Annotated in this window: 19 protein-coding genes; 6 read left to right on the top strand and 13 right to left on the bottom strand. The window is 39.4% G+C overall.

The genetic code is table 11. From position 1 onward, the window contains the following. Positions 1 to 60: 60 nt before the first annotated feature. The 7 genes from F933_RS06530 to F933_RS06500 all read right to left on the bottom strand — a co-directional run bounded on the left by F933_RS06530 (position 61) and on the right by F933_RS06500 (position 10,386). Positions 61 to 648: a tetratricopeptide repeat protein gene (locus F933_RS06530; RefSeq protein ID WP_005059641.1), complete on the bottom strand. Its 588-nt coding sequence runs from the start codon at positions 646 to 648 to the stop codon at positions 61 to 63. Beyond that, entirely contained in the window at positions 645 to 1,238 is a 594-nt protein-coding gene (gene metW / locus F933_RS06525) for a methionine biosynthesis protein MetW (protein ID WP_005059639.1), read from the bottom strand. Before metW ends, F933_RS06530 begins: the two co-directional genes overlap by 4 nt. Further along, the gene (gene metX / locus F933_RS06520; protein WP_005059637.1) at positions 1,238 to 2,398 is read right to left on the bottom strand and encodes a homoserine O-succinyltransferase MetX; all 1,161 of its coding nucleotides are present in this window, start codon (positions 2,396 to 2,398) and stop codon (positions 1,238 to 1,240) included. The genes metW and metX overlap by 1 nt, the downstream gene beginning before the upstream one ends. Positions 2,399 to 2,527: 129 nt before the next feature. Beyond that, entirely contained in the window at positions 2,528 to 4,225 is a 1,698-nt protein-coding gene (gene leuA / locus F933_RS06515) for a 2-isopropylmalate synthase (protein WP_005059636.1), read from the bottom strand. Positions 4,226 to 4,686: 461 nt separating this feature from the next. Continuing rightward, a complete protein-coding gene (locus tag F933_RS06510; RefSeq protein WP_005051952.1) occupies positions 4,687 to 5,370 on the bottom strand; it encodes a Fe2+-dependent dioxygenase in 684 nt (227 codons plus the stop codon). 104 nt (positions 5,371 to 5,474) lie between these two features. Beyond that, positions 5,475 to 7,772: a TonB-dependent receptor gene (locus F933_RS06505; RefSeq protein ID WP_005059634.1), complete on the bottom strand. Its 2,298-nt coding sequence runs from the start codon at positions 7,770 to 7,772 to the stop codon at positions 5,475 to 5,477. 409 nt (positions 7,773 to 8,181) lie between these two features. Further along, the gene (locus F933_RS06500; RefSeq protein ID WP_005059633.1) at positions 8,182 to 10,386 is read right to left on the bottom strand and encodes a TonB-dependent receptor domain-containing protein; all 2,205 of its coding nucleotides are present in this window, start codon (positions 10,384 to 10,386) and stop codon (positions 8,182 to 8,184) included. Between the two features lie 246 nt (positions 10,387 to 10,632). Here F933_RS06500 and tig point away from each other — a divergent pair, with 246 nt between their 5' ends. The 4 genes from tig (at position 10,633) to F933_RS06480 (ending at position 14,975) form a co-directional block, all read left to right on the top strand. Further along, positions 10,633 to 11,964 (top strand): trigger factor, encoded by a 1,332-nt coding sequence (gene tig, locus F933_RS06495; RefSeq protein ID WP_005051949.1) that lies wholly within the window; start codon positions 10,633 to 10,635, stop codon positions 11,962 to 11,964. Positions 11,965 to 12,160: 196 nt separating this feature from the next. Then, a complete protein-coding gene (gene clpP / locus F933_RS06490) occupies positions 12,161 to 12,766 on the top strand; it encodes an ATP-dependent Clp endopeptidase proteolytic subunit ClpP (protein WP_005051948.1) in 606 nt (201 codons plus the stop codon). 28 nt (positions 12,767 to 12,794) lie between these two features. Further along, a complete protein-coding gene (gene clpX, locus F933_RS06485) occupies positions 12,795 to 14,105 on the top strand; it encodes an ATP-dependent Clp protease ATP-binding subunit ClpX (protein WP_005051946.1) in 1,311 nt (436 codons plus the stop codon). Positions 14,106 to 14,258: 153 nt separating this feature from the next. Then, a complete protein-coding gene (locus F933_RS06480) occupies positions 14,259 to 14,975 on the top strand; it encodes a DUF2846 domain-containing protein (RefSeq protein WP_005051945.1) in 717 nt (238 codons plus the stop codon). An 18-nt stretch (positions 14,976 to 14,993) separates the two neighbouring features. Here F933_RS06480 and F933_RS06475 read toward each other — a convergent pair whose 3' ends face one another. The 3 genes from F933_RS06475 to F933_RS06465 all read right to left on the bottom strand — a co-directional run bounded on the left by F933_RS06475 (position 14,994) and on the right by F933_RS06465 (position 18,176). Then, entirely contained in the window at positions 14,994 to 15,536 is a 543-nt protein-coding gene (locus F933_RS06475; RefSeq protein WP_005059631.1) for a DUF2059 domain-containing protein, read from the bottom strand. A 104-nt stretch (positions 15,537 to 15,640) separates the two neighbouring features. Beyond that, positions 15,641 to 17,167 carry a fumarate hydratase gene (locus tag F933_RS06470; RefSeq protein WP_005059628.1) on the bottom strand — a complete coding sequence of 509 codons (1,527 nt, stop codon included), beginning with the start codon at positions 17,165 to 17,167 and terminating at the stop codon, positions 15,641 to 15,643. Positions 17,168 to 17,315: 148 nt separating this feature from the next. After that, positions 17,316 to 18,176, bottom strand: a complete 861-nt coding sequence (locus F933_RS06465; RefSeq protein ID WP_005059625.1) for an AraC family transcriptional regulator — start codon at positions 18,174 to 18,176, stop codon at positions 17,316 to 17,318. Positions 18,177 to 18,357: 181 nt separating this feature from the next. Between F933_RS06465 and F933_RS06460 the strand changes: the two genes are divergently transcribed. Further along, entirely contained in the window at positions 18,358 to 19,263 is a 906-nt protein-coding gene (locus F933_RS06460) for a DMT family transporter (protein WP_005059623.1), read from the top strand. Between the two features lie 67 nt (positions 19,264 to 19,330). Here the strand turns inward: F933_RS06460 and pta are convergent, their stop codons facing one another. The 3 genes from pta to F933_RS06445 form a co-directional block, all read right to left on the bottom strand. Continuing rightward, a complete protein-coding gene (gene pta / locus F933_RS06455; protein ID WP_005059621.1) occupies positions 19,331 to 21,466 on the bottom strand; it encodes a phosphate acetyltransferase in 2,136 nt (711 codons plus the stop codon). Between the two features lie 35 nt (positions 21,467 to 21,501). Continuing rightward, a complete protein-coding gene (locus F933_RS06450) occupies positions 21,502 to 22,677 on the bottom strand; it encodes an acetate/propionate family kinase (RefSeq protein WP_005059619.1) in 1,176 nt (391 codons plus the stop codon). Between the two features lie 292 nt (positions 22,678 to 22,969). Continuing rightward, a complete protein-coding gene (locus tag F933_RS06445; RefSeq protein WP_005051936.1) occupies positions 22,970 to 24,235 on the bottom strand; it encodes a glutamate-5-semialdehyde dehydrogenase in 1,266 nt (421 codons plus the stop codon). A 344-nt stretch (positions 24,236 to 24,579) separates the two neighbouring features. On the opposite strand from F933_RS06445, the gene F933_RS06440 reads away from it, so the two are divergent. After that, on the top strand, positions 24,580 to 25,896 hold the full coding sequence (locus F933_RS06440; RefSeq protein ID WP_005051935.1) for an alpha/beta fold hydrolase: 1,317 nt from the start codon (positions 24,580 to 24,582) through the stop codon (positions 25,894 to 25,896). The last annotated feature ends 18 nt before the right edge of the window (positions 25,897 to 25,914 follow it).

The following is a 25,914-nucleotide window of genomic DNA, read 5'->3' as shown; positions in this document are numbered from 1 at the left end:
TAAGTAAAAAACCGGCTATCACAAGTCGGTTTCTATATTACTCAATAGATCTAAATAAGATTATTGTGCTTGAATCCATTTATCAGCACGGTCACGTGCGGTACGGATTTGATCTTGAGTCAGGTTAGCAGCCAACGCAGTTTTCTTACCTTCAGAAAGACTAATGACTTTCGTATCAAGCATGCCATCACGAGTTGAAAGCTCATACCACTGGTATGCACCAACAAAGTTTTTTTTCTGTTCTTCCATCATCGCTAGATTGAAACTTGCACGATTATCTCCGTGGCTTGCTGCCTTCTCGAAATATTTACGCGCTAATGCTTCATCTTTTTTAATGCCAATACCATCTGCATACATACGACCCACATTGAGCTGTGCCGCAGAAATACCTTGATCTGCTGCTGCTTTAAACAGAGAAAAAGCTTGTTTTTCATCTTTAGCTACATCTTTACCATACTGATAACGTGTTGCGAGATAAAATTGTGCTCCAGCTTGACCAGCTTTTGCTGCGCTTTGTAATTCATCAATACTCATCACTGAGTATCGCGCTGCCTGTGTTGCAACCGATTGCGGTTGAGTAACATAGTCAGCGTGCGCTTGTATACTGATCAGACCAAATAAAAATGTGCTGATTAATGTCTTTTTCATAGAGCGCTCACTCGATAAATTGCGACTTCACCAAATAGGTTCGGCATATGCTTACTGAGCATACTACCTTGTTGGTCACCATTAACGGCAAGTCGATTAATAATTTTAATTCCGTTCTCAGCACATAAGGCTTCAAAGTCACGGAAAGTACATAAATGAATATTCGGGGTGTTATACCACATATAGGGTAAAGCTTCCGAAACAGGCATTTTCCCTTTTAACGCAAGAAAAGAACGTGTTTTCCAATACGCGAAGTTCGGAAAAGTAATAATTGCCTGTTTGCCGACCCGCACCATATCACGAAGTAATACATCAGGTGCATCTACAGCTTGCAAAGCTTGTGCCATGACCACAGAATCAAAAGATTGGTCAGCAAAACGGCTTAAACCTAAGTTTAAGTCCTGTTGGATAATATTTAACCCCCGACTGATCGCAATTGCAATCTTTTCTTGATCAATTTCTAAGCCATAAGCGCGAATATTGTGCTGTTTACTCATATGAGCCAGTAATTCGCCATCACCGCAACCCAAATCGAGTACGCTTGTATTCGGGGTAATCCATTTTTCAGCGAGTTGTTGATCTATACGCATCAGTGAAGCTCCTGCGATGTCGATTGCAACTGTTGTACACCACCTAAAAATGCTCTTAGTGTTTTCACATACAGTGGAATAGGGAATAAGAAAGAGTCATGACCTTGCTCAGCATCAATATCTAAATAACTGACAGGCTTATGATTATCAATCAAAGCATCCACGATTTCTTGTGATCGGCTTGGACTAAAACGCCAATCTGTCGTAAATGAAATCACCAAAAATTGACATTTGGGCTGATTCATCGCTTTCGTCAATGAGTGTTCATATTCACGCGACGGATCAAAATAATCCAATGCCTTGGTCATAATCAAGTAAGTATTTGCATCAAAATTACGGCTAAATTGTTCGCCTTGGTAACGCAAATAACTTTCAACTTGGAATTCGACATCAAAACCATACATAAACTTGCCTGATTTTAAATCACGACCAAATTTTTGTTTCATCGCTTCTTCAGACAAATAGGTGATATGTCCGACCATGCGCGCCAAAATCAAACCACGCTTTGGATAGCTATCATTTTCTAAATAACGACCATGATGAAAATCAGGATCAGACAGAATGGATTGGCGTGCAACTTCGTTGAAGGCAATGTTTTGGGCTGATAATTTTGGTGCGCTCGCAATGATCACACATTTTTTTAAGCGATCAGGATAGTCCAACGACCATTGTAGTGCCTGCATACCACCTAATGAGCCACCAATAATGGCATACCATGCATCTATACCTAGTCGATCAGAAAGCATCGCTTGAGTTTTCACCCAATCTCTTACAGTGACGAGAGGGAAATCTGGACCATAAGGGCGATTTTCATTTTCAGGATTTGGCGAAGTAGGGCCTGTTGAGCCGTTACAACCACCAATGTTATTCAGTGAAACAATAAAAAAATGATTGGTATCAATCGCTTTACCAGGACCGATACAGCTATCCCACCATCCTACTTTTTTATCATCTGGATGATGATAACCTGCGGCATGATGATGCCCAGATAATGCATGACAAATTAAAATCGCATTAGATTTATCAGCATTAAGTGTTCCATAGGTTTCAACCATCAAATCGAAACGAGGCAAAACTCGTCCACATTCAAGTTCTAATGGTTGCTCAAATTGAAATTTTTGTGGTGTGACTAAACCCACTGAATCCGATGGAAAAGACACTGGAATAATTCGCCTTGTATAAATTTTTTATCAATAATAAAAGGATACCAATTCAGGTATCCTTTCAAAAGTCATTTTTTCTGATATTGCAACTCAGGTTTACTGACGGTTACATGATATTTCATCTATCTAAACGGCTGCGGCAGCAACTTGTTCAGTTGTGAGGACACCTTGTTCAATTAAACGATTGGTACATGCAATAATCGCTTCGATAGATGAGGTGACAATATTGTCATGAATTCCTGCACCGAAAGCATTTTTACCAGTGCCTTTGACTTGAAGTTCAATCAAGGCAAGCGCTTTAGCATTCGCACCAGAACTAATACTGCGTTCTTCATAATTTACAACATCGATCGGTAATTGTAATGCGTCAAGCATTGCAGAAATTGGACCGTTACCTTCACCACGTAAGCGTTGAATTTCACCATCAATCTCAATATCTAACTCAATGATTTGTGTGCCATTGATATCAGATAATTGGTAATGTTTGGTTTGATAGTGGCTGTTCTTGACATCGACATACGTATTTTGGAATAAGGTCCAAATTTCATGTGCACTGATCTCTGTGCCATTTTCATCGGTATGTTGCTGTACGATCTGACTGAACTCGATTTGTACACGACGAGGTAAAGCAACGTTGTAATTCGATTCTAACAAATACGCAATACCACCTTTACCAGATTGGCTATTCACTCGAATCACCGCATCATAGTCACGACCCAAATCTTTCGGATCGATTGGTAAGTATGGCATATCCCAAATTTCTTCATTTTTCTGGAATTCAAAGCCTTTTTTGATCGCATCTTGGTGTGAACCAGAGAAAGCGGTAAAGACCAAATCACCTGCATATGGATGGCGAGGGTGAACCGGTAAGCCAGTACATTCTTCGACAGTTGCAATGATTTCATTAATGTTTGAGAAATCTAAGTTTGGTGCAACACCTTGGGTATACATGTTCAAGGCAATCGCAGCAACATCGACGTTACCTGTACGTTCACCATTACCAAACACACAACCTTCAACACGGTCAGCTCCAGCCATAATCGCTAATTCAGAAGCAGCAATACCACAACCACGGTCATTGTGGCAGTGAACTGAGATAATCACGCCATCACGACGCGCCAAGTTACGATGCATCCATTCGATTTGATCGGCATAGACATTCGGTGTAGACACTTCAACGGTTGCAGGTAAGTTCAAGATAACTTTATTGGTCGGTGAAGCTTCCCAAATTTCTGTTACCGCATCACAGACATCTTTGGCAACTTCTAATTCCGTTGCAGAAAAACATTCTGGGCTGTATTGGAAAATCCAGTCTGTTGCAGGATATTTCGCAGCAGATTCTTTGACTTTATTTGCTGCATTAATCGCAAGTTGCTTTGCACCATTTGCATCTACATTCAATACTTTTTCACGGAAGGTTGGCGAGTTAGAGTTATAGATATGCACAATTGCACGTTTCGCATCAACTAAAGCTTCAAAAGTACGTTCAATCAAATGATCACGTGCTTGCACTAAAACTTCGATATAGACATCATCAGGAATCAAATTTTCTTCAATCAATTTACGCGTAAAATCGAAGTCAATTTGAGATGCTGATGGAAAGCCGATTTCGATATGCTTAAAACCGATTTTAACCAACATATGAAACATTTTTAATTTTTGATCCATATCCATCGGTTCAAAAATTGCTTGGTTACCATCACGAAGATCGGTGCTCATCCAAATCGGTGCTTGGTTGATTTCATTATTCGGCCATTGGCGATCTGGTAAATCTACTCGTTGGTACATACGGCGATATTTTTTGCTTGGGTCAGCCAACATCATGAGATAACTCCTTGTCGTAGCATGGTTGCTGAGTCAAATTAAAAGCAACGTGCTACAGATATATATGGTGTCTATAAGAATTAATTTAAAGCGAATTCGGGGATCGAGTGCCTAAATAAAGTAGGCAAAAAATTTATACGCGCGCGAGGCGCAGAATCAGGAGAAGAGCAGCGAGATGTGTTGTATGAGACGGGTGGGTAAAGCCGCGATTTGTTTTCATCATCTACCATTCATAATAGTGGATATTTAATTTTGCAGATATATTAATCATCTAACTATATTCAGTCTAGGCGAAAATACAGACGACTGCAAAGGTCTATAAAACATTTTAATTTGAATGAGTGGGAAATATTTCCCTGTTTTTTGCACTATTGTAATTTTTATAGGGAAAATTTCCCATTATTTTATAAATTAGAGATAAAAAAGTTAAATTTATCTCTAAGCTGTGAAAAGTGTTTGACTTATAACTCAGACCACATACGAATCAAGTTATGGTAAATATTGGTGAGTTTCATCACTTCTGAATAAGCATCACCATGAGTTTTACGTAACTCACGGATACTTTCATCTAAAGTGAAAAGCAAATGACGTTTACTATCATCCCGAACTAGACTTTGTACCCAAAAGAATGAAGCAAATCGACTACCGTGTTGAATACTACTCACCTCATGTAAGCTTGTTGAGGGATAAAGCACAGCATCACCAGCTGATAGTTTAACTTCATGATACCCATATGTATCTTCAATGACCAGTTCACCGCCCTGATATTCTTCAGGTTCACTTAAAAATAAGGTACATGATAAATCGGTACGGATTTGCTCTGAAGTTCCTCGAATAAGACGAATCGAGTTATCAACATGAAAACCAAAGCTCTCAGATTCATCATAACGGTTAAACAGGGGCGGAATGATTTTATGAGGAAGTGCTGCGGCTTGAAATAATGGATTTTGCCAAATTGCTTTAATCACAATCTCGCTAAGCGCATGGGTCAGTGGATCTTGTTCTGAAAGTTGTTGATTTTGTTTCACTGAAGCGGAGAGTGTACCCGCGGTGACTTTTCCTCCCACCCAATTTGCATCTTCCATTAATCGACGGAACTCTATAACTTGCTCTTTCGTTAATACATTGGGAATATGATGAATCACAATAGACACCTTTTGAGTATTTGCTGCATGTGTAAAAATAGCCTCATGGTGAGGCTATTTTATACGAACTCAGTTTAATTCCATAAATATTTTATGGTTTTTGCTTAGTATTTAAAGTTGATTGCTAATACTGCGTTACGACCATTTCCTTCAAAAGCATAGTGTGCTGCATGCGCACTTGTGAAGTAACGTTTATCACCAATGTTATTCACGTTAAGTTGTACATTCACATTCTTATTTACATCATATTTCGCCATAGCATTATAGATTGTATAAGTTGGAAGAAACTTTGGCGCAGTCGTATTTACATAAACGCGATCACGATATTCAGCACCAGCACCCAGAGTTAAACTTGGTAATACGCGGTAAGTTGACCATAAAGTTGCGCTGTTTTTTGCAACGAATGGAAGTGGTTTTCCTTCTTGAGCAACAGCTGTGTAAGCGGCTTTAGTGATTTCGCTGTCTAAATAGCTATAACCTGCAGAAATATCCCATTTGTTGGTCACTTTTCCGTTTAAGCTGACTTCAAAACCATCTACTTTACTTTCACCAGCATTGGTTGTCGTTGTTGGATCAATTTGAATACGGGTATTTTGCTTTTCCGTACGGAAAATAGCAGCAGTTAAATTCGCACGCTCATTAAATAGATCCCATTTAGTACCGATTTCAAAAGTGCGAGCCTCTTCAGGCTTAAGTGCATTGATAACATCCGTTGTGCCTAAAGCATTATCGCTGCTATCACCTTCAGCTAAAACACCAACTGGGTTTGCTGAAGTTGCAAAACTCGCGTAAATGCTGCCAGCTTCAGTTGGCTTAAAGACTAGACCAGCTTGATACGTGAAGAAATCTGAGTCGCTTTCATATTTAGTGCCTTTAGGGATTGAGACCTCTGATGTATATGCCCGATTTGCATCTGTTTTATAAACATCTTTATTATATTTTTTCTCAGTTTCAAATTTATCCCAACGAACGCCTAAGTTAAGTAACCATTGCGGGTTAAATTCAATACTATCTAATGCGTAAACAGAAGCTGTACGGCTGCGTGTCGTTGATTGTCCTTTAATACTGCCTAAAGTATCAGTGAATACACCATTACCTGGATTATTTAAGCCAGTACACCAGCCGTTTGCCATAGCAGCAGTTGTATCGCAACCGCTGATATTTGATGCCAAAATAGTTGAAGTAGTTTGGCCAGCAGCATCGGTAAAGGTGTGCATGCCTTGATCAGTATTTTGATAGCTCCACTCTGTACCAACATTAAATGAATGTTTGAGTGAACCTGTATTGAACTTGCCTTTTAAAGAAAGTTGATCGCTATAAGCATCAGTATCTACAATACGGCTTAAAGCGCGACGAGCAATCGTTCCACGATAAATATTACCATTCGAGTCATCAGCATTCGTATAAATATAGTCAGACTTCGATTTGTTGTAAGTCATTACGTTTGATAATGTTAAATCTTCAGTGAAATCATGTTCCAGTTTGAATGTACCGATATGATTTTGACGTTTATCAAAATCACGATCTTTCCAGCCATAGTAAGTTCCTGCCTTAACATCTGCTGGTCGACCATCTCCTGGGTTGAGTGTAACACCAGAAGGGGCGCGGGTTGCATTATTAAATGGAATGCCTGCATCAGGTTCATCATTACTACGAAGATAGTAATAATTGAATGTTCCACGTGTTGCTGTATCTAGACCGAAAGCAAGGCTTGATGCGATACCTGCACGTGCAAACTCTGCACCATTATGTTGACCTGCTTTCTCATTTTCATGGCCCATGACCACGACACGACCAGCAACGCCATTACCAAAGTCTTTATTTGCATCCAATTGAATATGGCGATAATTGTCTGTACCACTTTGGATACTGCCTTGATAAACATCACCTGTATGCGCAACTTTAGGTACAAGATTGATACTACCACCGACACTGCCACCACCACCGAGAGTAGAAGAAGAACCTTTAATGACTTCAACTTGTTCAATCGCAAACATATCACGACTTTGAGATGTGGTATTGCGTACACCATCGACATAAATAGACGATTGACCACTGTAACCACGAATATATGGCATATCTGTAAAAGGTGTACCACCTTCACCTGCGCCTAATGTGATACCTGGTTCATAGCGTAACGCTTCAAGTAAAGTATTCGAGTTAGTATCTTTAATGAGTTTTTGAGAAAGAATGGATATCGATTTTGGCGTGTCTTTTAACGGAGCAACAAACTTTGCGTTAGCAGACTGGTCGACCTTAAAAGATTCTTCTTGAGTAGCCTGAGCATGAATTGTTGGAAGTTGCACAGGTTGCTCTTGTGCGATAGCTGGAACGGCAAGAACACTAAGAGATGATGCGATTGCAGAAGAGACTATTTTCTTACGTGACTTAATAAAAGACATTGAACACGCCTGAGTATGTAAAAATTCATGCAAAGGATAATCATTGTCATTTCTATATTCATTTGTTTTGAATTGTTTTTTTCAATTGTTTCTAATTGTTACAATGGAAACTTAAATTAACTTCTACACTTTATTGTTACATAGTGATGCTAATTTGTTGATTTCTTTATTTAATCTATAAAAACGATTGTTTTTTGAATATTAACTCTTAATTTAGATTTGTTGTTTTGCATTTTAATGGTGGAAAAAACTTGAATATCATTTTTTGATATTTAGTTGATCGTAGTTCGTTATAATACATATCGACAGAGAAGTTTTTATCTAAGCTTTAGTGGAAAAGATCTTTTTTTTACAACCATTGGTTATTAGATGGTCTAATAACCAATGGTTGTATTGATAATATGAAAAATTAAAAGGAGAAAGTTGTACTAAGCTGGACACGACGACCTTCTTGGGTATTACTGTAGCGGTTATAATAGCTAGTCCCAACACGCTCATAGTCATTGAAATTCTTATCAAAAACATTATACAGAGCAACGCCCAAGTTCCAGTTTGGTGTGATATTAAAATTAGAGCCTACATGTAATAATGCATATTCTTTGTAATCACCCAAAGCATCGTAAGCATTTTTTTCTGCAGTACTCATATTTTGATAAGTTTTAAGGTAGCGAGCCCTTTCGCTACGATACTCACCACGAGCCCAAAGTTGGATATTGTCATCAGCCTGCCATTTAAGTGAAGCATTGGCAATATGTTCAGGTGTATCGTTAAGTGGTGGATTTCCAATACTCTTGTCTTTAATCTCAGTGTTTGTCCATGTGTAGTTGATACCAAACTTCCAATCAGGTACAAATTCCCAGTTAAAGCCTGTTTCTACCCCATAAATTTCAGCTTTTTCGGCATTAGTTGGGCGTGTGACATTCCAAGTGCGAGTTCCTGTATCTCCATCCTCCATTAACCACGGTGTGCCAATACTTGCCATAAATTTTTCACAAGCAATTTTTCCACCAAATTCATCTTTACTTGCCGCATCACAGGTTCTTTCAATTGAACCTGTGATGATTTTGTCATTAATTTGGCTGTAAAATGCTGTCATGTTTGCATCAAAATTAGAACCATTACTAAAATACGTTCCAATTTCGAAGTTATTACTTTTTTCAGGTTTTAAATCTGGATTTCCAAAGAGGGGGATTCTGCCTTGTCCACCAACGTTATAGATGCCATCAGTTAAGCGTTCAAGTCTCGGTGCTTTGTATCCTTCGTTATATCCACCTTTGAACGTCCAGTTGTCATTCGCATTCCAGACCAAATAAGCACGAGGAGTCCAGAAGTCTCCGAAGGTATCATGGTCGTCATATCGTAAGCCAAGTGTAAGTGCCAGACTATCTGTGATTGACCATGTATCTTCAGCGAAAAGACCTAGCTGTTTAAAGGAGATTTCTTTATTGGCACGTAAACCATCTTTGATATTAGCTTCCCACCATTGACCACCTAAAGTGATATTGTGATTAGAGAAATATTGAGTGGTAAATTTTGAATCAAAAGTCGTATCTTCGCTTTCCAATAATCTTGGCGTGATGGCTTTCGAGCCGTTCTGTGCGCGAGAAGGAATTAGGCGGCCGACAGTTTCCGTTTGAATATTACTGATACTTGATTCTAAATTACCAAACTCACTTCTCCATGTATGCGCAAGAATATATTTATCACGATTGTACTTTTGCGCCTCAGCATAACCGCCATTTGCACCTAATGTACCGAGTTGTCCCTTACTATTGTCATACCATTGGTGAGTTTGTTCATATTCAATAGATAAATCATGATCATCTGTTGGTGTCAGGGTAAAGCGGGCGCCAATTGTTTCAATATCCGATTTAGTTGGATTGTTGCCCATATTTAATGATTCATCACTGGATTCGTCATCTTTTCGAACAACATTGGATTGATCTCTTTCAGCTTTACGACCTCGTAACTGTAAACCGAGAAGATTTTTAATAAGCGGGCCAGTAATAAATGTATCAACTGCCCGTTGGTTTCCAAACTCAGATGAATTAGGCAGAATCGTACCTTCTAAGGTTACTGAACCTGTCCATTCATTCGTTACTTTTTTAGTAATGATATTGACTACACCACCCATTGCATCAGAACCATAAAGGGTAGATGCAGGTCCTCGAATAATTTCAATTCGTTCAATTGCTGATATTGGTGGGATAAAACTGTTATTGGATTCAGCAAAACCATTTGGAGTAATGTCCCCACTACTATTTTGTCTTCTACCATCCACTAAGACCAGCGTATATTCAGAATCCATCCCCCGAATACGAATATTTAAACCACCTGTTTTTCCAGCTGTGGGACTAATATCAACGCCTTCTACATCAACTAATGCATCTGCAATGGAATTAATTCTTTTATCTTTCAAATCTTGAGCTGTAATAACTGTGATACTTGCGGGTGCATTTTTGATATCTTGCTCAAAACCAGCTGCCGATACCACAATTGTAGCAAGTTGATGTGTATTGGTATTTTCAGATGCTGTCGTTGTATTTGCGAAAGCTGTAGTGGTCATCGCCCCAAGTAATGCGAATGAAAGAGGATGCAAATTAAATTTACTCATAAATAGAGTTCCAAAGCTGGACGAGAAAAGAGATACGTTCAAAAAGAATACAAATTATAGTGATAATCTTTATCATTAACAACAAAAGATAACATTTGTTTTAAGATTGTTTTAAGAAAACTATGTTTTGCACTAAAATTAAAAATATATTTGCTTTTTTAGCATCCGATTTTGTATATCAGCAAAGTTGTCATATAATGTGGCACTTTAAAAATTGTTATTACTAACTAATATATCGAGGAAGCCATGCAAGTAACGACTGAAGCGGTTTCGGGCGTTGCCCGTCGTTTAAATGTTTCTGTACCGACGAGCCGTGTTAACGAGCAATTTGAAGCTCGCTTACAACGCACTGCCAAAACTGTGAAGATCAACGGCTTCCGTCCAGGTAAAGTGCCTTTGAATGTTGTGCGACGCGAATATGGTGCAAGCATTTATCAAGAAGTTGTGAATGACATCATTCGTGACACCGTATTTGAAGCAATCCAGCAAGAAAAAATCAATGCAGTTGGTATGCCGAACATTGATAAAGTTGAAAACAAAGACGATGCATTAGTTTTTGAAGCGACTGTAGAAGTGTATCCAGAAGTTGAAGTTAAAGCTTTTGCTGACTTAGAAGTTGAACGTAAATCATCAGAAATCAACGATGCAGATGTTGATGTGATGATTGAAAACTTGCAAAAACAACGTGCTTCTTGGACTGAAACTAAAGGCATGGCGAAGAAAGACATGCAAGTAACTTTCGATTTCGAAGGTACTGTTGATGGTGAAAAGTTTGAAGGCGGTGCGGCTGAAGACTTTAAACTTGTTCTTGGTTCAGGTCGTATGATTCCTGGCTTTGAAGACGGTATCATTGGCATGAAGAAAGGCGAAGAGAAAGTAATTGATGTTACTTTCCCAGAAGACTATCAAGCTGAAAACTTAGCGGGTAAAGCAGCTCAATTCAAAATCACTGTGAAACTTGTTGAAAAACAAAAACTTCCAGAGATTGATGCTGAATTCTTAAAAATCTTTGGTTTAACTGAAGAAGAAGGCGTAGAAAAGCTAAAAGCTGACGTTCGTAAGAATATGGAACGTGAAGTTCGCACTGGTCTTCGTAACCAAGTTAAACAAGCTGCATTCGATGCACTTGTCGCTGCAAACGAAATTGAAGTTCCAACTTCTATGGTTGCTCAAGAAATTGACCGTCAACGTCAACAAATGATTCAACAATTCACTCAGCAGTTTGGTGCTCAAGGTGCAGGAGCATTTGATAGCAGCATGCTTCCAGATGAATTGTTCAAAGAGCAAGCTGAAAAATCTGTAAAACTTGGCGTGTTGGTAAGCAAGGTATTGGCTGATGCGAAACTTGAAGTTGATCAAGCGCGTGTTGAAGCTTACATCGATGAAATGGCTTCTTCTTATGAAGATCCAACTGAAGTTGTTGAATATTTCAAAAATGACAAACAGCAACGTGCTCAAATCGAAGCTGTTGTTTTAGAAGATCAAGTTGTTGATCATATTTTAGCTGCTGCTAAAGTAAGTGATGTTGCAGTAAGTTATGAAGACTTATTGAAAGAACAACAAGCTCGCCGTGGCTAATCTTTTAAAAGTACAGAAGAAAGGCGCTTAATGCGCCTTTTTTTATCCGTGTTATGAAAGTGTTAATTTGTTTAGGAATTACCAGATTTTAGTCTAAATATTCGAATATTTAGGGTTGAACCTTTTGCAATTTAGTCGATTATCCCTCATATTGTTGGCATGATCGAGTCACAATAATTTAGGAATAAATAAACATATGTATGTTCCAACAATTGAAAATGCTTTAGTTCCTGTTGTCGTTGAACAGTCTTCACGTGGTGAGCGTTCGTTTGATATTTTCTCACGTTTATTGCGTGAACGAGTGATTTTCTTGACGGGTGAAGTTGAAGATAACATGGCGAACTTAATCGTTGCGCAAATGCTATTTTTAGAAGCTGAAAATCCAGAGAAAGACATTCATCTTTATATTAATTCGCCGGGCGGTTCTGTGACTGCGGGTATGGCGATTTATGACACCATGCAGTTCATTAAACCAGATGTTGTGACTTACTGTATGGGACAGGCCGCATCTATGGGCGCATTTTTATTGAATGCTGGTGCGAAAGGTAAACGTTACTGTCTTGAAAATGCACGTGTGATGATTCATCAACCATTAGGTGGTTTCCGCGGTCAAGCATCTGATATTGAAATTCATGCTCGTGAAATTTTATTTATCAAAGAGCGTTTAAATCGCTTAATGGCTGAGCATAGTGGTCAAGACTATGAGCGAGTTGCACGTGATACAGATCGTGATAACTTTATGACTGCTCAAGCAGCAAAAGAGTACGGCTTGGTTGACCAAGTATTGAGTAAACGTCCTTAATTTTTAAGATTCAAGTTGTGGAGTAAATATGTCCGAACATCCTCAAGGACAAAAACATTGTTCATTTTGTGGTAAAACGCAATCTGAAGTTGGAAAACTGATTGCAGGTGAGGACGCATATATTTGTAATGAGTGTGTAGATGTCTGCTTAGACTTAGTGCAAACAAGTCAACAAGTTGAGGCGGGTGATTGGGCATCTAAAGAGTTGCCGAAACCACACGAAATACGTGCTGCCTTAGACCAATATGTGATTGGACAAGATGTTGCTAAGAAAACATTATCTGTAGCGGTTTATAACCATTACAAGCGTTTGAAAGTCGGTCAATCGAATCACGGTCATCATGAAATTGAGATCGCAAAAAGTAATATCTTGCTGATTGGTCCAACAGGTTCAGGTAAAACTTTACTTGCGCAAACCCTTGCGCGTTTATTAGATGTTCCATTTGCGATGGCTGATGCAACCACTTTAACTGAAGCAGGTTATGTGGGTGAAGATGTTGAAAACATCGTGCAAAAGTTATTGCAAAAAGCAGACTATGACGTCGAGAAAGCGCAGAAAGGCATTATCTACATTGATGAGATTGATAAGATTACCCGTAAATCGGAAAATCCATCGATTACTCGTGATGTCTCTGGTGAAGGTGTACAACAAGCATTATTAAAAATGATTGAAGGTACAGTTGCTTCTATTCCACCGCAGGGCGGTCGTAAGCATCCTCAGCAAGAGTTCATTCAGATTGATACTGCAAATATTTTATTTATTTGTGGTGGTGCATTCTCTGGTTTGGAAAAAATCGTACAACAACGCCAAGAGAAAGGTGGAATTGGTTTCACTGCCGATGTGAAGAATAAAGATGACAGTAAGAAAGTCTCTGAATTATTCCGTCAAGTTGAAGCGACAGATCTGGTGAAGTTTGGTTTAATTCCTGAGTTTATTGGTCGTTTGCCTGTGATTGCAACTTTAGAAGAACTGGATGAAGATGCATTAATGCAGATTCTGACTGAGCCTAAAAATGCATTAACTCGCCAGTACCAATATCTCTTTACCATGGAAAATGTAGACCTTGTTTTTGACGAATCTGCATTACGTGCCGTAGCAAAGAAAGCGCTTGAGCGAAATACCGGTGCGCGTGGTCTACGTTCAATCTTAGAGAATGTGTTGCTTGAAACGATGTATGATTTACCAAGTCGTACTGATGTGGGTACGGTAATTGTTGATGCTGCTGTGATTAACGGCACGGCTAAACCAACATTTAAATCTGAACGTTTACCACAAGTGGGTACGCCAGAATTGGTTGAAAAGAAGGATTTGAAGGTGGTTGATTCTAAATCAGCTTAATTCTCATTCATCTAAAAAAGCATGAAAGGCTAGGCTTTTCATGCTTTTTTTATTTGCAATTAATCATTGAAATGTTAATCTTTAAAAAGTTAAAAAATTCGCATAGTTTTGCGCTGTTAAAAATAAATCGAAGAAAACGCCTTGAGGGATGTCATGCGTTATTTAATATTGTCATTATGTTGTGCAGGGGTATTGGCTGGCTGTCAAAGTCATAAGACAGTGGAAGAAAAACCAACAGCACTCACCGCAACTTTACCACCTGTTGATACAGAAAAAGAACCTGGCATCTTTGATCAATATCATGTGGGTGGTTTCACTGTAGGTGGTTGGGTCAATCAAAAACTAGGTCAATATTACGCACCAATTAAGCCACAAAATGAACAAGCAGCGGTCGTGTATTTATATCGACCTGATACGCGTTGGAATCGTCAAGAGATCGCGGCGGCAAACTTATTTATTAACGGCCATCGTATTCCGAGTTTATTGCATAATCATTATTACTGGGTGGAACTACCAGCAGGTACTTATCGTTTGAGTGTGAGTCGTCCTTTGGCTGGATTGCACTTTCAAAAACCAAAATATTTAGATTTCACTGTAGATGCTGCGCAAACCTATTTTATTAAATATGATGAAGAAAATAAGATTGCACGGAATGAGCATACAGGTCCATTTATGCTAACTCCAGATAAAGTAGCACATCAGGAAATCGCTTTTACTCGCTTAAAATCGTCAAGTTATAACTTTGTGGCTCAAGATGCATCAGGTAAAGTTCGCTCTAAACCGCAAGAACTGAAACCAGCCAAGTATGATGAAAAATCAGAAGTCCATTTAGTCAAACCATTTAAATTGTGGAATCCTTTGACTTGGTAATTCGATTAATGAGCAGTGTTACTGTTGTTGAATCAAAGGTTTAATAATAGTAAGAAACTGCTCTTTTATTTGTAAACTTTGTTCAGGATCACTTAAAGTTTGTTGACTTAAATTATTCATGTATTGAAAAACATGGGTGCTGATTTTTAAGTTCTTTTGGTTGATTGATTTTCCTTCAGGCGTTCTTAAAAACTTTAAATAAGCCTGTATTTCTTCTTCAGTTAAAGTCTCTGTATAAATTTTTTCAATTGCTTGTAAGGTTTCAGGGCGAGCGTATACTTTTGAGCTGGTGTCTTTAAGTAGCTGGCTAAGTTCGATGACTGCAAGATATTCTTGAGTGGTGTTTAGCTTTTCTTTACCGAGAACACGCAATAAAATATTTTCTGCTTCGAGATCAAGCGTGGGCTGCATTTCATCAAGTGACGTGCTCAAAACATTTTCGAGATCACTCAGTTTGATCAACTCTCTGACCGATTTTGTTTGCGCAGGAGAGGCGATTACATTTTGCATCATACCTATGAGAAAAAAACTAATCATAAGCGTGTATATACGTTTATTCATAATTGGCACTTTTATTCTTATGTCTTTTTATAATTTAACAGAAGCTTGAGCTAAAAAAATAGCCGAATACGATGATTCGGCTATAATTATTGTATGAGTATTATTTAGATTGCAGCAGCATCCACAACTGGAATCTTACCAATTTTAGCTTGCCAGATTTTTGGCGCTGTTGCGTGAATTGACGTACCATTGACATCAACCGCAACGGAAACAGGCATATCTTCAACTACGAATTTGTAGATTGCTTCCATACCTAAGTCTGCAAAAGCAACGACTTCAGCTTCACGAACTGCTTTAGACACGAGGTAAGCAGCGCCGCCAACAGCCATCAAGTAAGTTGCTTGATTGTCTTTGATTGCTTCAATCGCAGCAGGGCCACGGTCTGCTTTACCAATCATACCGAATAAACCAGTCGCTTCTAAAACTTGGCGAGTGAACTTATCCATACGAGTTGCTGTTGTTGGACCAGCAGGACCAACCACTTCATCACCCACTGGATCGACTGGACCCACGTAGTAAATAAATTTACCTTTTAAATCGACTGGAAGTTCTTCACCATTATTTAACATGTCGACCATGCGCTTGTGTGCAGCATCACGACCTGTATAAATTGTACCGTTAAGAAGTAATGTATCGCCTGGCTTCCAAGCATTCATTTCTTCTTGAGTAATGGTATCCAGATTGACACGCTTCGATTGAGACGAATCCCACGTTACAGCTGGATAGTCTTCAAGTTTCGGTGCTTGAATGTGTGCAACACCTGTACCATCTAACTGGAAGTGTGCGTGACGAGTAGCAGCGCAGTTCGGAATCATACCGACTGGCTTACCTGCTGCATGACAAGGGTAGTCTTTGATTTTAATATCAAGAACTGTGGTTAAACCACCAAGACCTTGTGCACCAATACCCAATGCATTCACTTTCTCGAAGATCTCGATACGGAGTTCTTCCATCTTGCTTTGTGGGCCACGACGAAGTAATTCGTCCATGTTGATTTCTTCCATAAGTGCTTCTTTTGCAAGCATCATGGCTTTTTCAGCAGTACCACCGATACCAATACCGAGCATACCTGGTGGACACCAACCTGCACCCATCGTTGGAACAGTTTTAAGTACCCAATCCACGATTGAATCAGATGGATTTAACATCGCAAGTTTAGATTTATTTTCTGAACCGCCACCCTTCGCTGCAACGGTAATATCAACTTTATTACCAGAAACGAGTTTGTAATGAATCACGGCAGGTGTATTGTCTTTGGTATTTTTACGACCAAAAGCTGGATCTGCTAAAACAGAAGCACGGAGTACGTTTGAGTTCTCTAGGTAACCTTGGCGTACACCTTCGTTTACAGCATCATCCAAGCTCATGGTTAAATCAAATTTAACATCTAAGCCGACTTCAAGGAAAACGTTAACGATCCCTGTATCCTGACAGATTGGTCGGTGACCTTCAGCACACATACGTGAGTTGATAAGGATTTGGGCAATAGCATCTTTTGCAGCTTGGTTTTCTTCACGATCATAAGCACGGCTCATCGCTTGGATGAAGTCTTGTGGGTGATAGTAAGAAATAAACTGCAGGGCATCCTTGATTGATGTAATCAAGTCATCTTGTTTGATGATCGTTGTCATATCAAATTTCTCTTGAGCGGGCGATTAGCTGGCGGGCTAAATTATATGATAAAAAGGAAAGAATGTGGGAGTTTTAGCTTAGATTTGGCTAAAGGTCTAAAGTGAGCCTTTGATCTAAATTGCAGCAACAAAAGATGCGTTGTGGATTTTAGTTTTTTCTCAGTTGAGATGGGCTATAGCCAAACTGCTTTTTAAAACGATGGCTAAAATGGCTGCTTGAACTAAAGCCATATTGCACTGCAATCTCGGTCAGATTCGCGGTGCTTTGTTCAAGTGCTTGATGTGCCAGTTCTAGGCGACGTTGCATCACATATTGATGCGGTGGCATCTGCATCGATTGTTTAAACATATGCGCAAAATGATACTCGCTGAGTTGCGCTTGCTGAGCCAGATCAGACAAGGCCAAACTCAAATGTAGATGTTGATCAATCCATTCCAGTAACTGCTTAAGTCCGTAAGGGGAGAGACCACCTTTGACTGCAGGTGCCTGCCATTGTGCATGACTATAATTTTTGATCAGATGATTGAGTAATAGCGTTGTCGCCGTACTCATTTGCAAATAGTTTTCACGATCTTGCCATGCACCATTGAGTAAAAAGTGCCGATAGATCATGGAAATTTGCGGGTCAGCCACAAAAATTTGCGGATTTAAAATGATTTGGCTGGGTTCGCGATCCCACACTTGTTCTGCTACACGTTTTAGATGTTGTTCTGTGTAGTAAAGATGAACAAAAGTTAGCGGATCACGCAAGTCCCAAGTTGACTCGAAATCTTGTGGCATCAGACACATACGGTCAGGGCCACCGCCATTGTGCCAGCCCTGTTGGGTTTTTTGATAGCTTTCATAACCGCCTTGAATATACATACTCAAGGTGTGATGATTGCTACAAACACTGACACGGTCTTGATTGTTTTGCCACATGGCCAACTGCATGCCCGAACCCAGTTCTACCGAGTCGAGCAATTGAGCTTTATATTGCTGTAATTGATCTAGAATCTGATATTTCATCTTCTATACGCAGTGCCAAATATGATCCAGTTTAGTGTAGGACTTCCAGCCAGTTTTGTCATCTGGTCAAAAAATTTATTAAAATCGCAAGTTCATGATAATCACCGCAAGATTATGCAAGCAATGAGTTGACCGAACCCTGCAAAATATAAAAGTCCTGATTGACTATGGTTTTAGAGAGATGAATGCGCTGTTATATGCTTTGGTTGTGTTGATCTGGGGAACCACATGGATTGCAATTACGCTACAACAGCAAAGTGGGATTTCAGCCAGTGTTGCGGTGTTCTGGCGTTTTTTTATTTCTGCCATGGTGTTATTTGTTTTCATTGCTTTAAGTCGCAAGTTACAGAAACTGGCTAGCAAAGATCATCTGTTTTGTATGTTGCAAGCTTGCTGTATTTTTGGATTTAACTTTGTCTGTTTTTACTATGCAGTGCAATATATCAGTAGCGGTTTAGAAGCGGTGATTTTCTCCATGGCGGTGATTTTTAATACCATTAACGCTAAATTCTTCTTTGCTCAGCAGGTGTCGACGCGCTTTTATCCTGCGGCGTTATTAGGTGTACTCGGAATAATTGCTTTATTTTGGCATGATGTGGCGGGTACGACTTTAAATAGTAATACTTTGTTGGGGATTGGGCTGTGCATTTTAGGAATCTATGGTTTCTCTTTGGGCAATATGATCAGTACGCGTCATCAAAAACATGGACTAGATATTTTTACCACTAATGCCTATGCCATGTTGTATGGTTCGTTGTTGATGGCATTGATTTCATGGTTTAGACAAGATGAGTTTTTCCCAAGTATGCAATTCAGTGCAGTGAGTGCTTTACTGTATCTCGCTATCTTTGGTTCAGTGATTGGTTTTACTGCTTATTTCTATTTGGTCGGGCGGATTGGCGCAGGTAAGGCAGCGTATAGCACCTTGTTATTTCCTTTAGTGGCATTGCTGATCTCGACAGTATGGGACGATTATCACTGGCAAATGAATGCAGTGATTGGAGTGATCTTGATCTTATGTGGTAATGCAATTTTCTTTGTGAAAATTCCGCAGTTAAAGCGTTTGAACTCTTCAAAAAATGCTTGATTCATTGATGAATAAAAAAGCCATTAACTTTTGATTGAGTTAATGGCTTTAGTATAACTAAATCAGTTTAGTCTTGTTGCTTTGCCTGAATCGCAGTCAAGGCAATGGTAAATACAATATCATCCACCAAAGCACCGCGTGACAAGTCATTCACAGGTTTGTTTAAACCTTGCAGCATTGGACCAACGCTCACCACATTGGCTGCACGTTGTACTGCTTTATAGGTCGTGTTGCCTGTATTTAAGTCTGGGAAAATAAACACATTCGCGCGACCAGCGACCTTAGATTCAGGTGCTTTTTGACGACCGACACTTTCGACCGAAGCGGCATCATATTGCAATGGCCCATCAATCAATAAATCAGGACGGCGTTGTTGAGCGATTTTGGTTGCTTCTGCAACTTTCTCAACATCTGCACCTGTACCAGATGTACCAGTTGAATAGCTAATCATGGCAATACGTGGATTAAGACCAAATGCTGTAGCTGAGTCTGCTGATTGGATGGCAATCTCGGCAAGTTGTTCTGCATTCGGATCAGGGTTAATCGCGCAATCACCATACACATAGACTTCATCAGGTAATAACATAAAGAAAATAGATGAAACTAATGAGTAATTTGGTGAGGTTTTGATGAGCTGAAATGCAGGGCGAACAGTATTTGCTGTGGTGTGAATCGCACCTGAAACTAAACCATCGACCTGATCCAATGCTAACATCATCGTGCCGAGTACGACTGTATCTTGCAATTGTGCTTTGGCTTGTAAGGCATCCAATTTACCTTTGCGTAACTCTACCATTGGCTCGATGTATTGATCACGAATTGTATCAGGATCAATAATTTCTAAATCACTTGGTAATTGAATACCACGCGCTTTAGCAACTTCGGCAACAGATTCAGGTTTAGCCAGCAAAATACAATGTGCAATTCCACGTGATTGACAAATTGCAGCGGCTTGAACGGTACGTGGTTCATCGCCCTCAGGCAAAACAATGCGTTTTTTAGCCGCAATTGATTTCTGAACCAATTCATAGCGAAATGCAGAAGGAGATAAGCGTGGATTCAGATTGTTTTGGGTATGTTGATCTAACCAATTATTGTCAATATGACTTGATACAAAACGAGTCACTTGTTCGGCACGTTCAGTATCGTCCACTGGAATCTCATTGCCGAAGTGATGCAAGCGTTGAGCTGTTTCTAGTGTATCTAAAGAAGTATGTAAAATTGGCAGACCTTGTTTGATTGCGCTTTGACAAAATTCTAAAACGTTTGATGGTGGAGCTGATTGTTCAGTTAACACAAGACCCGCTAAAGGTATGCCATTGCTACTGGCAAGACTCGCAGCAAGTAATGTATCTGTACGTTGTGAAGCACTAATAATCAGTTCACCAGCCACAAATTTATGCAATTCTGACTCGATATCAGATGCGATCAAACTGGTATGTAAAATACGACGTTGTTTTGCCTCACCTTCGTGTAGCCAGTGACCATTTACAACTGAAGCAATATCTAAACTACGCGGTACGCTGAGCGTATTACTAAACGGTACTAAACCAATAATAGGTAAATCATCTGTGCCCATATAGCGGTTATAACGTTGTAACTCTAGTGCAAAGTCAGTAATTTGTTTGTCTAAACGCAGACTTGGGTCTAGGGTGACTGGAATTTCAGCTGTACCTTCTGGGAGTCCTTTGGTACGCATAAATAATACACCAGTTGTGCGTGCAGAAGCTGCACCGCCAAACTGACGTAAATGCGCATCAACTTTTTCAGCTGTTTTGCGTGGATCGGTTAAATCTGCTGTGCTCACCAAAACAACTTGTGCATCTAAGGCTTGAGCAAGTGCAGCATTGATTTCACTGGCAAAATGATCTTGTCCATTTGGAACTAGTCCTTCGACAATAATCACATCGTGATGAGCTGAAATTTGACGATGTAATGCCACTGCTGCTTCAAGTAACTCATCTGTTTCGCCTAATGCGAGTAATTGAGTTAATTTTTCATAAGTAATGGGTTCAACCGAATTATGTTTAAATAAATGACTATATAAGGTTGTGGTGCGATCAACCGTGGTCTCAGCAATTTGAGAAAATGGTTTTAGAAAGCCCGCATTGATGCCTTTACAGTCCAACGCATAAATCATGCCTAAGCATGCAGATGTTAGACCAACACCTTCCCCAGTAGGGATGAGCAAAATTGTGTTCATAATGACCTTAAATTCTTATCTAAATTTGCTATAAATTATGCTGTTTGCTCAATGACTTGACGTGTCTCTTTAGCAATGCGACCTTCTTCATCCGTCGGAATGACCCAAATTTGAGGACCTGTTCCAGCATCTATTCTTCCTTCGCTACCACGTGCCAAGGCATTGTTTTTGTCTTGACTAAATTGCAAACCGAAATGTGGTAGATACCCTAATGTTTTTTCTCGAACATAAGCTGAATTTTCACCGATACCACCAGTAAATACCAAACCATCGAGACGCGGTAATCCGCAGCTTAATGCCGATAAAGATTTTGCTAAACGATAGCAGAACACTTCGATCGCAAGCGTAGCGCCTTCATGACCATTTTGCGAAGCTTCAACTAATGTCCGCATGTCATTAGATAGCCCAGATAGCCCCAATAAGCCACTTTCTTTATTGAGCATACTGTCAATTTTTTGAATATCCCAACCTAAATTACTTGCTAAAAACAAGTGTAAGCTAGGGTCAACATCACCGCTACGCGTACCCATGACCACACCTTCAAGTGGGGTCATCCCCATTGACGTATCTAAACTTTCACCATTCCAAACGGCACAAGTCGAACTGCCATTGCCCAAATGAGCACTGAGCCAACCACCCTGATTTTTTGCTCCTGCCAATTCACTCGCGCGTTCAGTCACATAAGCATGACTTGTGCCGTGGAAACCATAACGACGAACTTGGTGTTCTTTATATAAGTTTTGCGGTAGGGCATAGCGGTATGCACGTTCAGGCATCGTTTGATGGAACGCTGTATCGAAAACTGCAACTTGAGGTAATTCAGGAAATAAGCGCATGGTTGCTTCAATCCCAATTAAATGCGCAGGATTATGCAATGGCGCAAGCGGTGTTGCTGTTTCAATACGTTTTACAATCTCTGGTGTTAAAAGTTCAGCTTTGGTTAAGTTGCCGCCGTGTACGACTCGATGTCCAATCGCCTGAGGATTGTAATTTGCTAAACGGGCTAAAAGGGTTTCAAGCGCTTTAGCATGATCTGCGTGAGGGATTGAAAGTTCCAATGGTTCGCCACCTACTGTTACCCCTTTAATACGTGCATCAGCAGAACCTAAATTTTCTGCTAAGCCATAAATACGATCTTCACGGCGTTCTGAAATAAGCGCGTATTTGATTGAAGATGAACCACAGTTAATTACAAGTACAGATTTAGCCACGTTTGAACACCTAACAAATTTGAATTTATGACGAACACTTTGATCTTGCTGCAACGTGTTGAGTGAAGCAATCACGCGCAATGTTTTAACATGGGTTGTTATATTGGCGAAGATAGACTTTAGCCTATACAACTGATTTATAATTGAATCTTATGAGTATAGCGTGTAAATAAAATTATCAATGGATGGATCTGTTTATTTTACTAAGTTTTTTTGTATTGAAAAATGAAAAAACACGATAAAGATCAATATACTAAACTTTATCGTGTTCTGAATTTAAACAGCTAAGGATTTATTGGCGAATTTGCCCATCACCAAAAACAATCCATTTCTGCGAAGTTAAGCCTTCTAAGCCAACGGGGCCGCGTGCATGAATTTTATCGGTTGAAATACCAATTTCTGCACCTAATCCATACTCAAAACCATCAGCAAAACGAGTCGATGCATTGATCATGACAGAGCTTGAATCAACACGTGCTAAAAACTCACGCGCTAGACTAAAGTTTTCAGTAATAATGGCATCGGTATGGTGTGAACCATACTTATTGATATGTTCAATCGCTTCATCCATTCCTGTGACTACTTTTATTGCAAGGATAGGACCCAAATATTCAGTATACCAATCATCTTCAGTCGCTGTTTTTACTGATACACCTAAGATGCGTTGTGTCTCTGGGCAACCACGAAGTTCAACTTGTTTTTCCGCATATAACTCAGCAATGCTTGGTAGGAATTCTTCTGCAATCGCTTCATCAACAAGCAAAGTTTCCATTGCATTACACACACCATAACGATGCGTTTTTGAATTTAATGCAATTGGTAAGGCTTTTTGCAAATCTGCTTGTGCTTCAACAAAAACATGACAGTTGCCATCTAAATGCTTGATCACAGGAATACGTGCTTCATTGCTAATTCGCTCAATCAAGCTTTTTCCACCACGTGGCACAATCACATCGACGTATTCAGCCATTGTAATCAGATGACCTACTGCAGCACGATCTGGTGTATCAATGACTTGAACAGCATGCTCTGGTAAACCTGAAATTTGTAAACCGTGCTGAATCGCTGTTGCAATCGCTTTATTTGATTCAAGTGCTTCTGAACCACCACGTAAAATGATGGCATTACCTGATTTTAACGCCAAAGATGCTGCTTCAAGTGTGACATTTGGACGTGACTCGTAAATCATCCCAATCACCCCAAGCGGTACACGCATCTTGCCTAATTGAATTCCCGAAGGGCGGTAAGCAAGATCAGTAATTTCACCGATTGGATCAACCAATGCAATCACATCTTTTAAGCCGTGTAACATGCCTTTAAATCGAGCAGGGGTCAGTTCTAAGCGATCAAGTAAAGCAGTATCTAATTGACGTTGGCGCCCATTCTCCATGTCAATTTGATTGGCTGCTAAAATTTGTGCTTGATTATTTTCCAAAGCAGTATAAATTGCAGACAAGGCATTATTTTTCAAATGAGTCGATGCACTCGTTAGTAATCGAGACGCTTGACGTGCTTGAACACCTACTTGTTGCATATAATTTTGAATAGAATCTTGCATAGCATTTTGATGATTGCATGTATTTATAAAGATAGTAACAGCCAAATGCGGAACAATGAATAGTTTGAACCGATAATTCCAAAATTATAAATTGTTAAATCGCACAAATAATTTTATATAAATGAGATCAATCTAATTATTTGATTACATATTTTGCAAAAGTTTAATGTCTTAAACAAGATAAGTGGTTAAGGAAATGATTGCGTATAAAACATGCATTTGTATAGAATGAAACTGTATAGGATAAATGTAATACAAATTTTATAGATTTGTTAACTTGCAAGTAGAAATCGCTAAAAATGAGACTCTTGCAGCAAAAAAATAAACAAGGATGGAGGAAGGATATGAATTCCATTATCCAAATGGACTCGGATTTAAATCATACCTACACAGGTTTTGGTTTTTTCGACATTTACAATAAAAACAGTTTTAAACAACCAGCGCGTACTACATGGATAGATGGTTGGAAAATTGAATATATGGCGATTGCTGATCCTAAAACGATCTACAAAACGCCGATTGTAATTGTCGGGGGCGCATTTCAAAACTTTAACTCTTATAAGTATTGTGTTGAGCAACTCTTCGAGAGTGGACCTGTCATTTTAATTGATTTACCGTCTATGGGAGCAAATCAACAGATTCGAAATGTTGATACCGGTGAATCTGCAGGCATTTTAGAATTACCAGATTTATCTAAAATGCTTGGGCAATGGCTCGATATTGTTGGAATTGATAAAGTTTCAATGATGGGCATGTCTCTAGGCTCCGTGGTTGCATCTTCATTTGCACATCAACGTCCAGAATTGGTCGATCGTATGGTGCTGATGGGCGTGATGCAAAAAACGCGTAAAAGCTGGCGCATGCTACTTGAAGAATCACTGCATCTCATGCGTGAAGATCGCATGGATGAGTTTGGTCAGGCTGTTATTTTGTATTTGGTTAATCATGCCAAACTCGATAAAACACGTATGTCACCAACAGCAAAACGTTTGTTCTTTAGACAAATGGCTGAATTTACTGCGACTGAGCGTGAGCGTTATGAAATTAACTGTAATCGCCTGTTACGTTTAAGCGATGTTCCTGTACCGCAATGTAAAACACTTGTAGCAGCAGGGCAGTACGATAGTTTTACTTTGCCACATGAAAATGCGGACTTTGCGTTGCAGTGCCAAGATATGCAATTTGCATTGATTGCAAATGCGGATCATGTGCCACAGTTGCAGCGCCGTAAAGAAACGATGAATTTGTTTACTTCATTCTTAAAGGGTGAATCCATCGATAATCTTGATGGTATTATTCCAATGACACGTGAAGAAATGAAAAAAATTGAGCGTCGCGGTGAAGAACGAATTTTAGTTCAGCAACCTGAAACGAAGCTCACACATCGTCATATAGATAATGAAGTCGCAGTGAAGATTGTAGACATTACTTTCTTTGGTGTGTATTTAAAACTCCACAATTTGGAACAGCTTGATTTTGTTAGCCAACATCCTCGTGATCTAGCTCTACATTTAGCTGACGAAGAGGGTGAGTTTAAAATTGAATGTTTAAATTTTGATGCTTCTGAACAAGGTCTTCGTATTTTATTTAAACATGGTAGTTTTGATATTGCTGAACGCCTGACTCGATTCATTGAGCGTCAAAAAGAGCTTAAAGACTGAGAATATTTTGATCTAAAA

It is taken from the genome of Acinetobacter beijerinckii CIP 110307, assembly GCF_000369005.1.
GTDB lineage: Bacteria > Pseudomonadota > Gammaproteobacteria > Pseudomonadales > Moraxellaceae > Acinetobacter > Acinetobacter beijerinckii.
Note: the sequence above shows the minus strand (reverse complement) of the source record. Positions and strands in the feature narration are given on the sequence as shown.

Excerpts from the sequence above, each read along its gene's own strand:
- F933_RS06530 (WP_005059641.1), bottom strand. The coding sequence starts at position 648 with ATGAAAAAGACATTAATCAGCACATTTTTATTTGGTCTGATCAGTATA.
- metW (WP_005059639.1), bottom strand. The coding sequence starts at position 1,238 with ATGCGTATAGATCAACAACTCGCTGAAAAATGGATTACCCCGAATACA.
- leuA (WP_005059636.1), bottom strand. The coding sequence starts at position 4,225 with ATGATGTTGGCTGACCCAAGCAAAAAATATCGCCGTATGTACCAACGA.
- F933_RS06505 (WP_005059634.1), bottom strand. The coding sequence starts at position 7,772 with ATGTCTTTTATTAAGTCACGTAAGAAAATAGTCTCTTCTGCAATCGCA.
- F933_RS06500 (WP_005059633.1), bottom strand. The coding sequence starts at position 10,386 with ATGAGTAAATTTAATTTGCATCCTCTTTCATTCGCATTACTTGGGGCG.
- tig (WP_005051949.1), top strand. The coding sequence starts at position 10,633 with ATGCAAGTAACGACTGAAGCGGTTTCGGGCGTTGCCCGTCGTTTAAAT.
- clpP (WP_005051948.1), top strand. The coding sequence starts at position 12,161 with ATGTATGTTCCAACAATTGAAAATGCTTTAGTTCCTGTTGTCGTTGAA.
- clpX (WP_005051946.1), top strand. The coding sequence starts at position 12,795 with ATGTCCGAACATCCTCAAGGACAAAAACATTGTTCATTTTGTGGTAAA.
- F933_RS06480 (WP_005051945.1), top strand. The coding sequence starts at position 14,259 with ATGCGTTATTTAATATTGTCATTATGTTGTGCAGGGGTATTGGCTGGC.
- F933_RS06475 (WP_005059631.1), bottom strand. The coding sequence starts at position 15,536 with ATGAATAAACGTATATACACGCTTATGATTAGTTTTTTTCTCATAGGT.
- F933_RS06470 (WP_005059628.1), bottom strand. The coding sequence starts at position 17,167 with ATGACAACGATCATCAAACAAGATGACTTGATTACATCAATCAAGGAT.
- F933_RS06465 (WP_005059625.1), bottom strand. The coding sequence starts at position 18,176 with ATGAAATATCAGATTCTAGATCAATTACAGCAATATAAAGCTCAATTG.
- F933_RS06460 (WP_005059623.1), top strand. The coding sequence starts at position 18,358 with ATGAATGCGCTGTTATATGCTTTGGTTGTGTTGATCTGGGGAACCACA.
- pta (WP_005059621.1), bottom strand. The coding sequence starts at position 21,466 with ATGAACACAATTTTGCTCATCCCTACTGGGGAAGGTGTTGGTCTAACA.
- F933_RS06445 (WP_005051936.1), bottom strand. The coding sequence starts at position 24,235 with ATGCAAGATTCTATTCAAAATTATATGCAACAAGTAGGTGTTCAAGCA.
- F933_RS06440 (WP_005051935.1), top strand. The coding sequence starts at position 24,580 with ATGAATTCCATTATCCAAATGGACTCGGATTTAAATCATACCTACACA.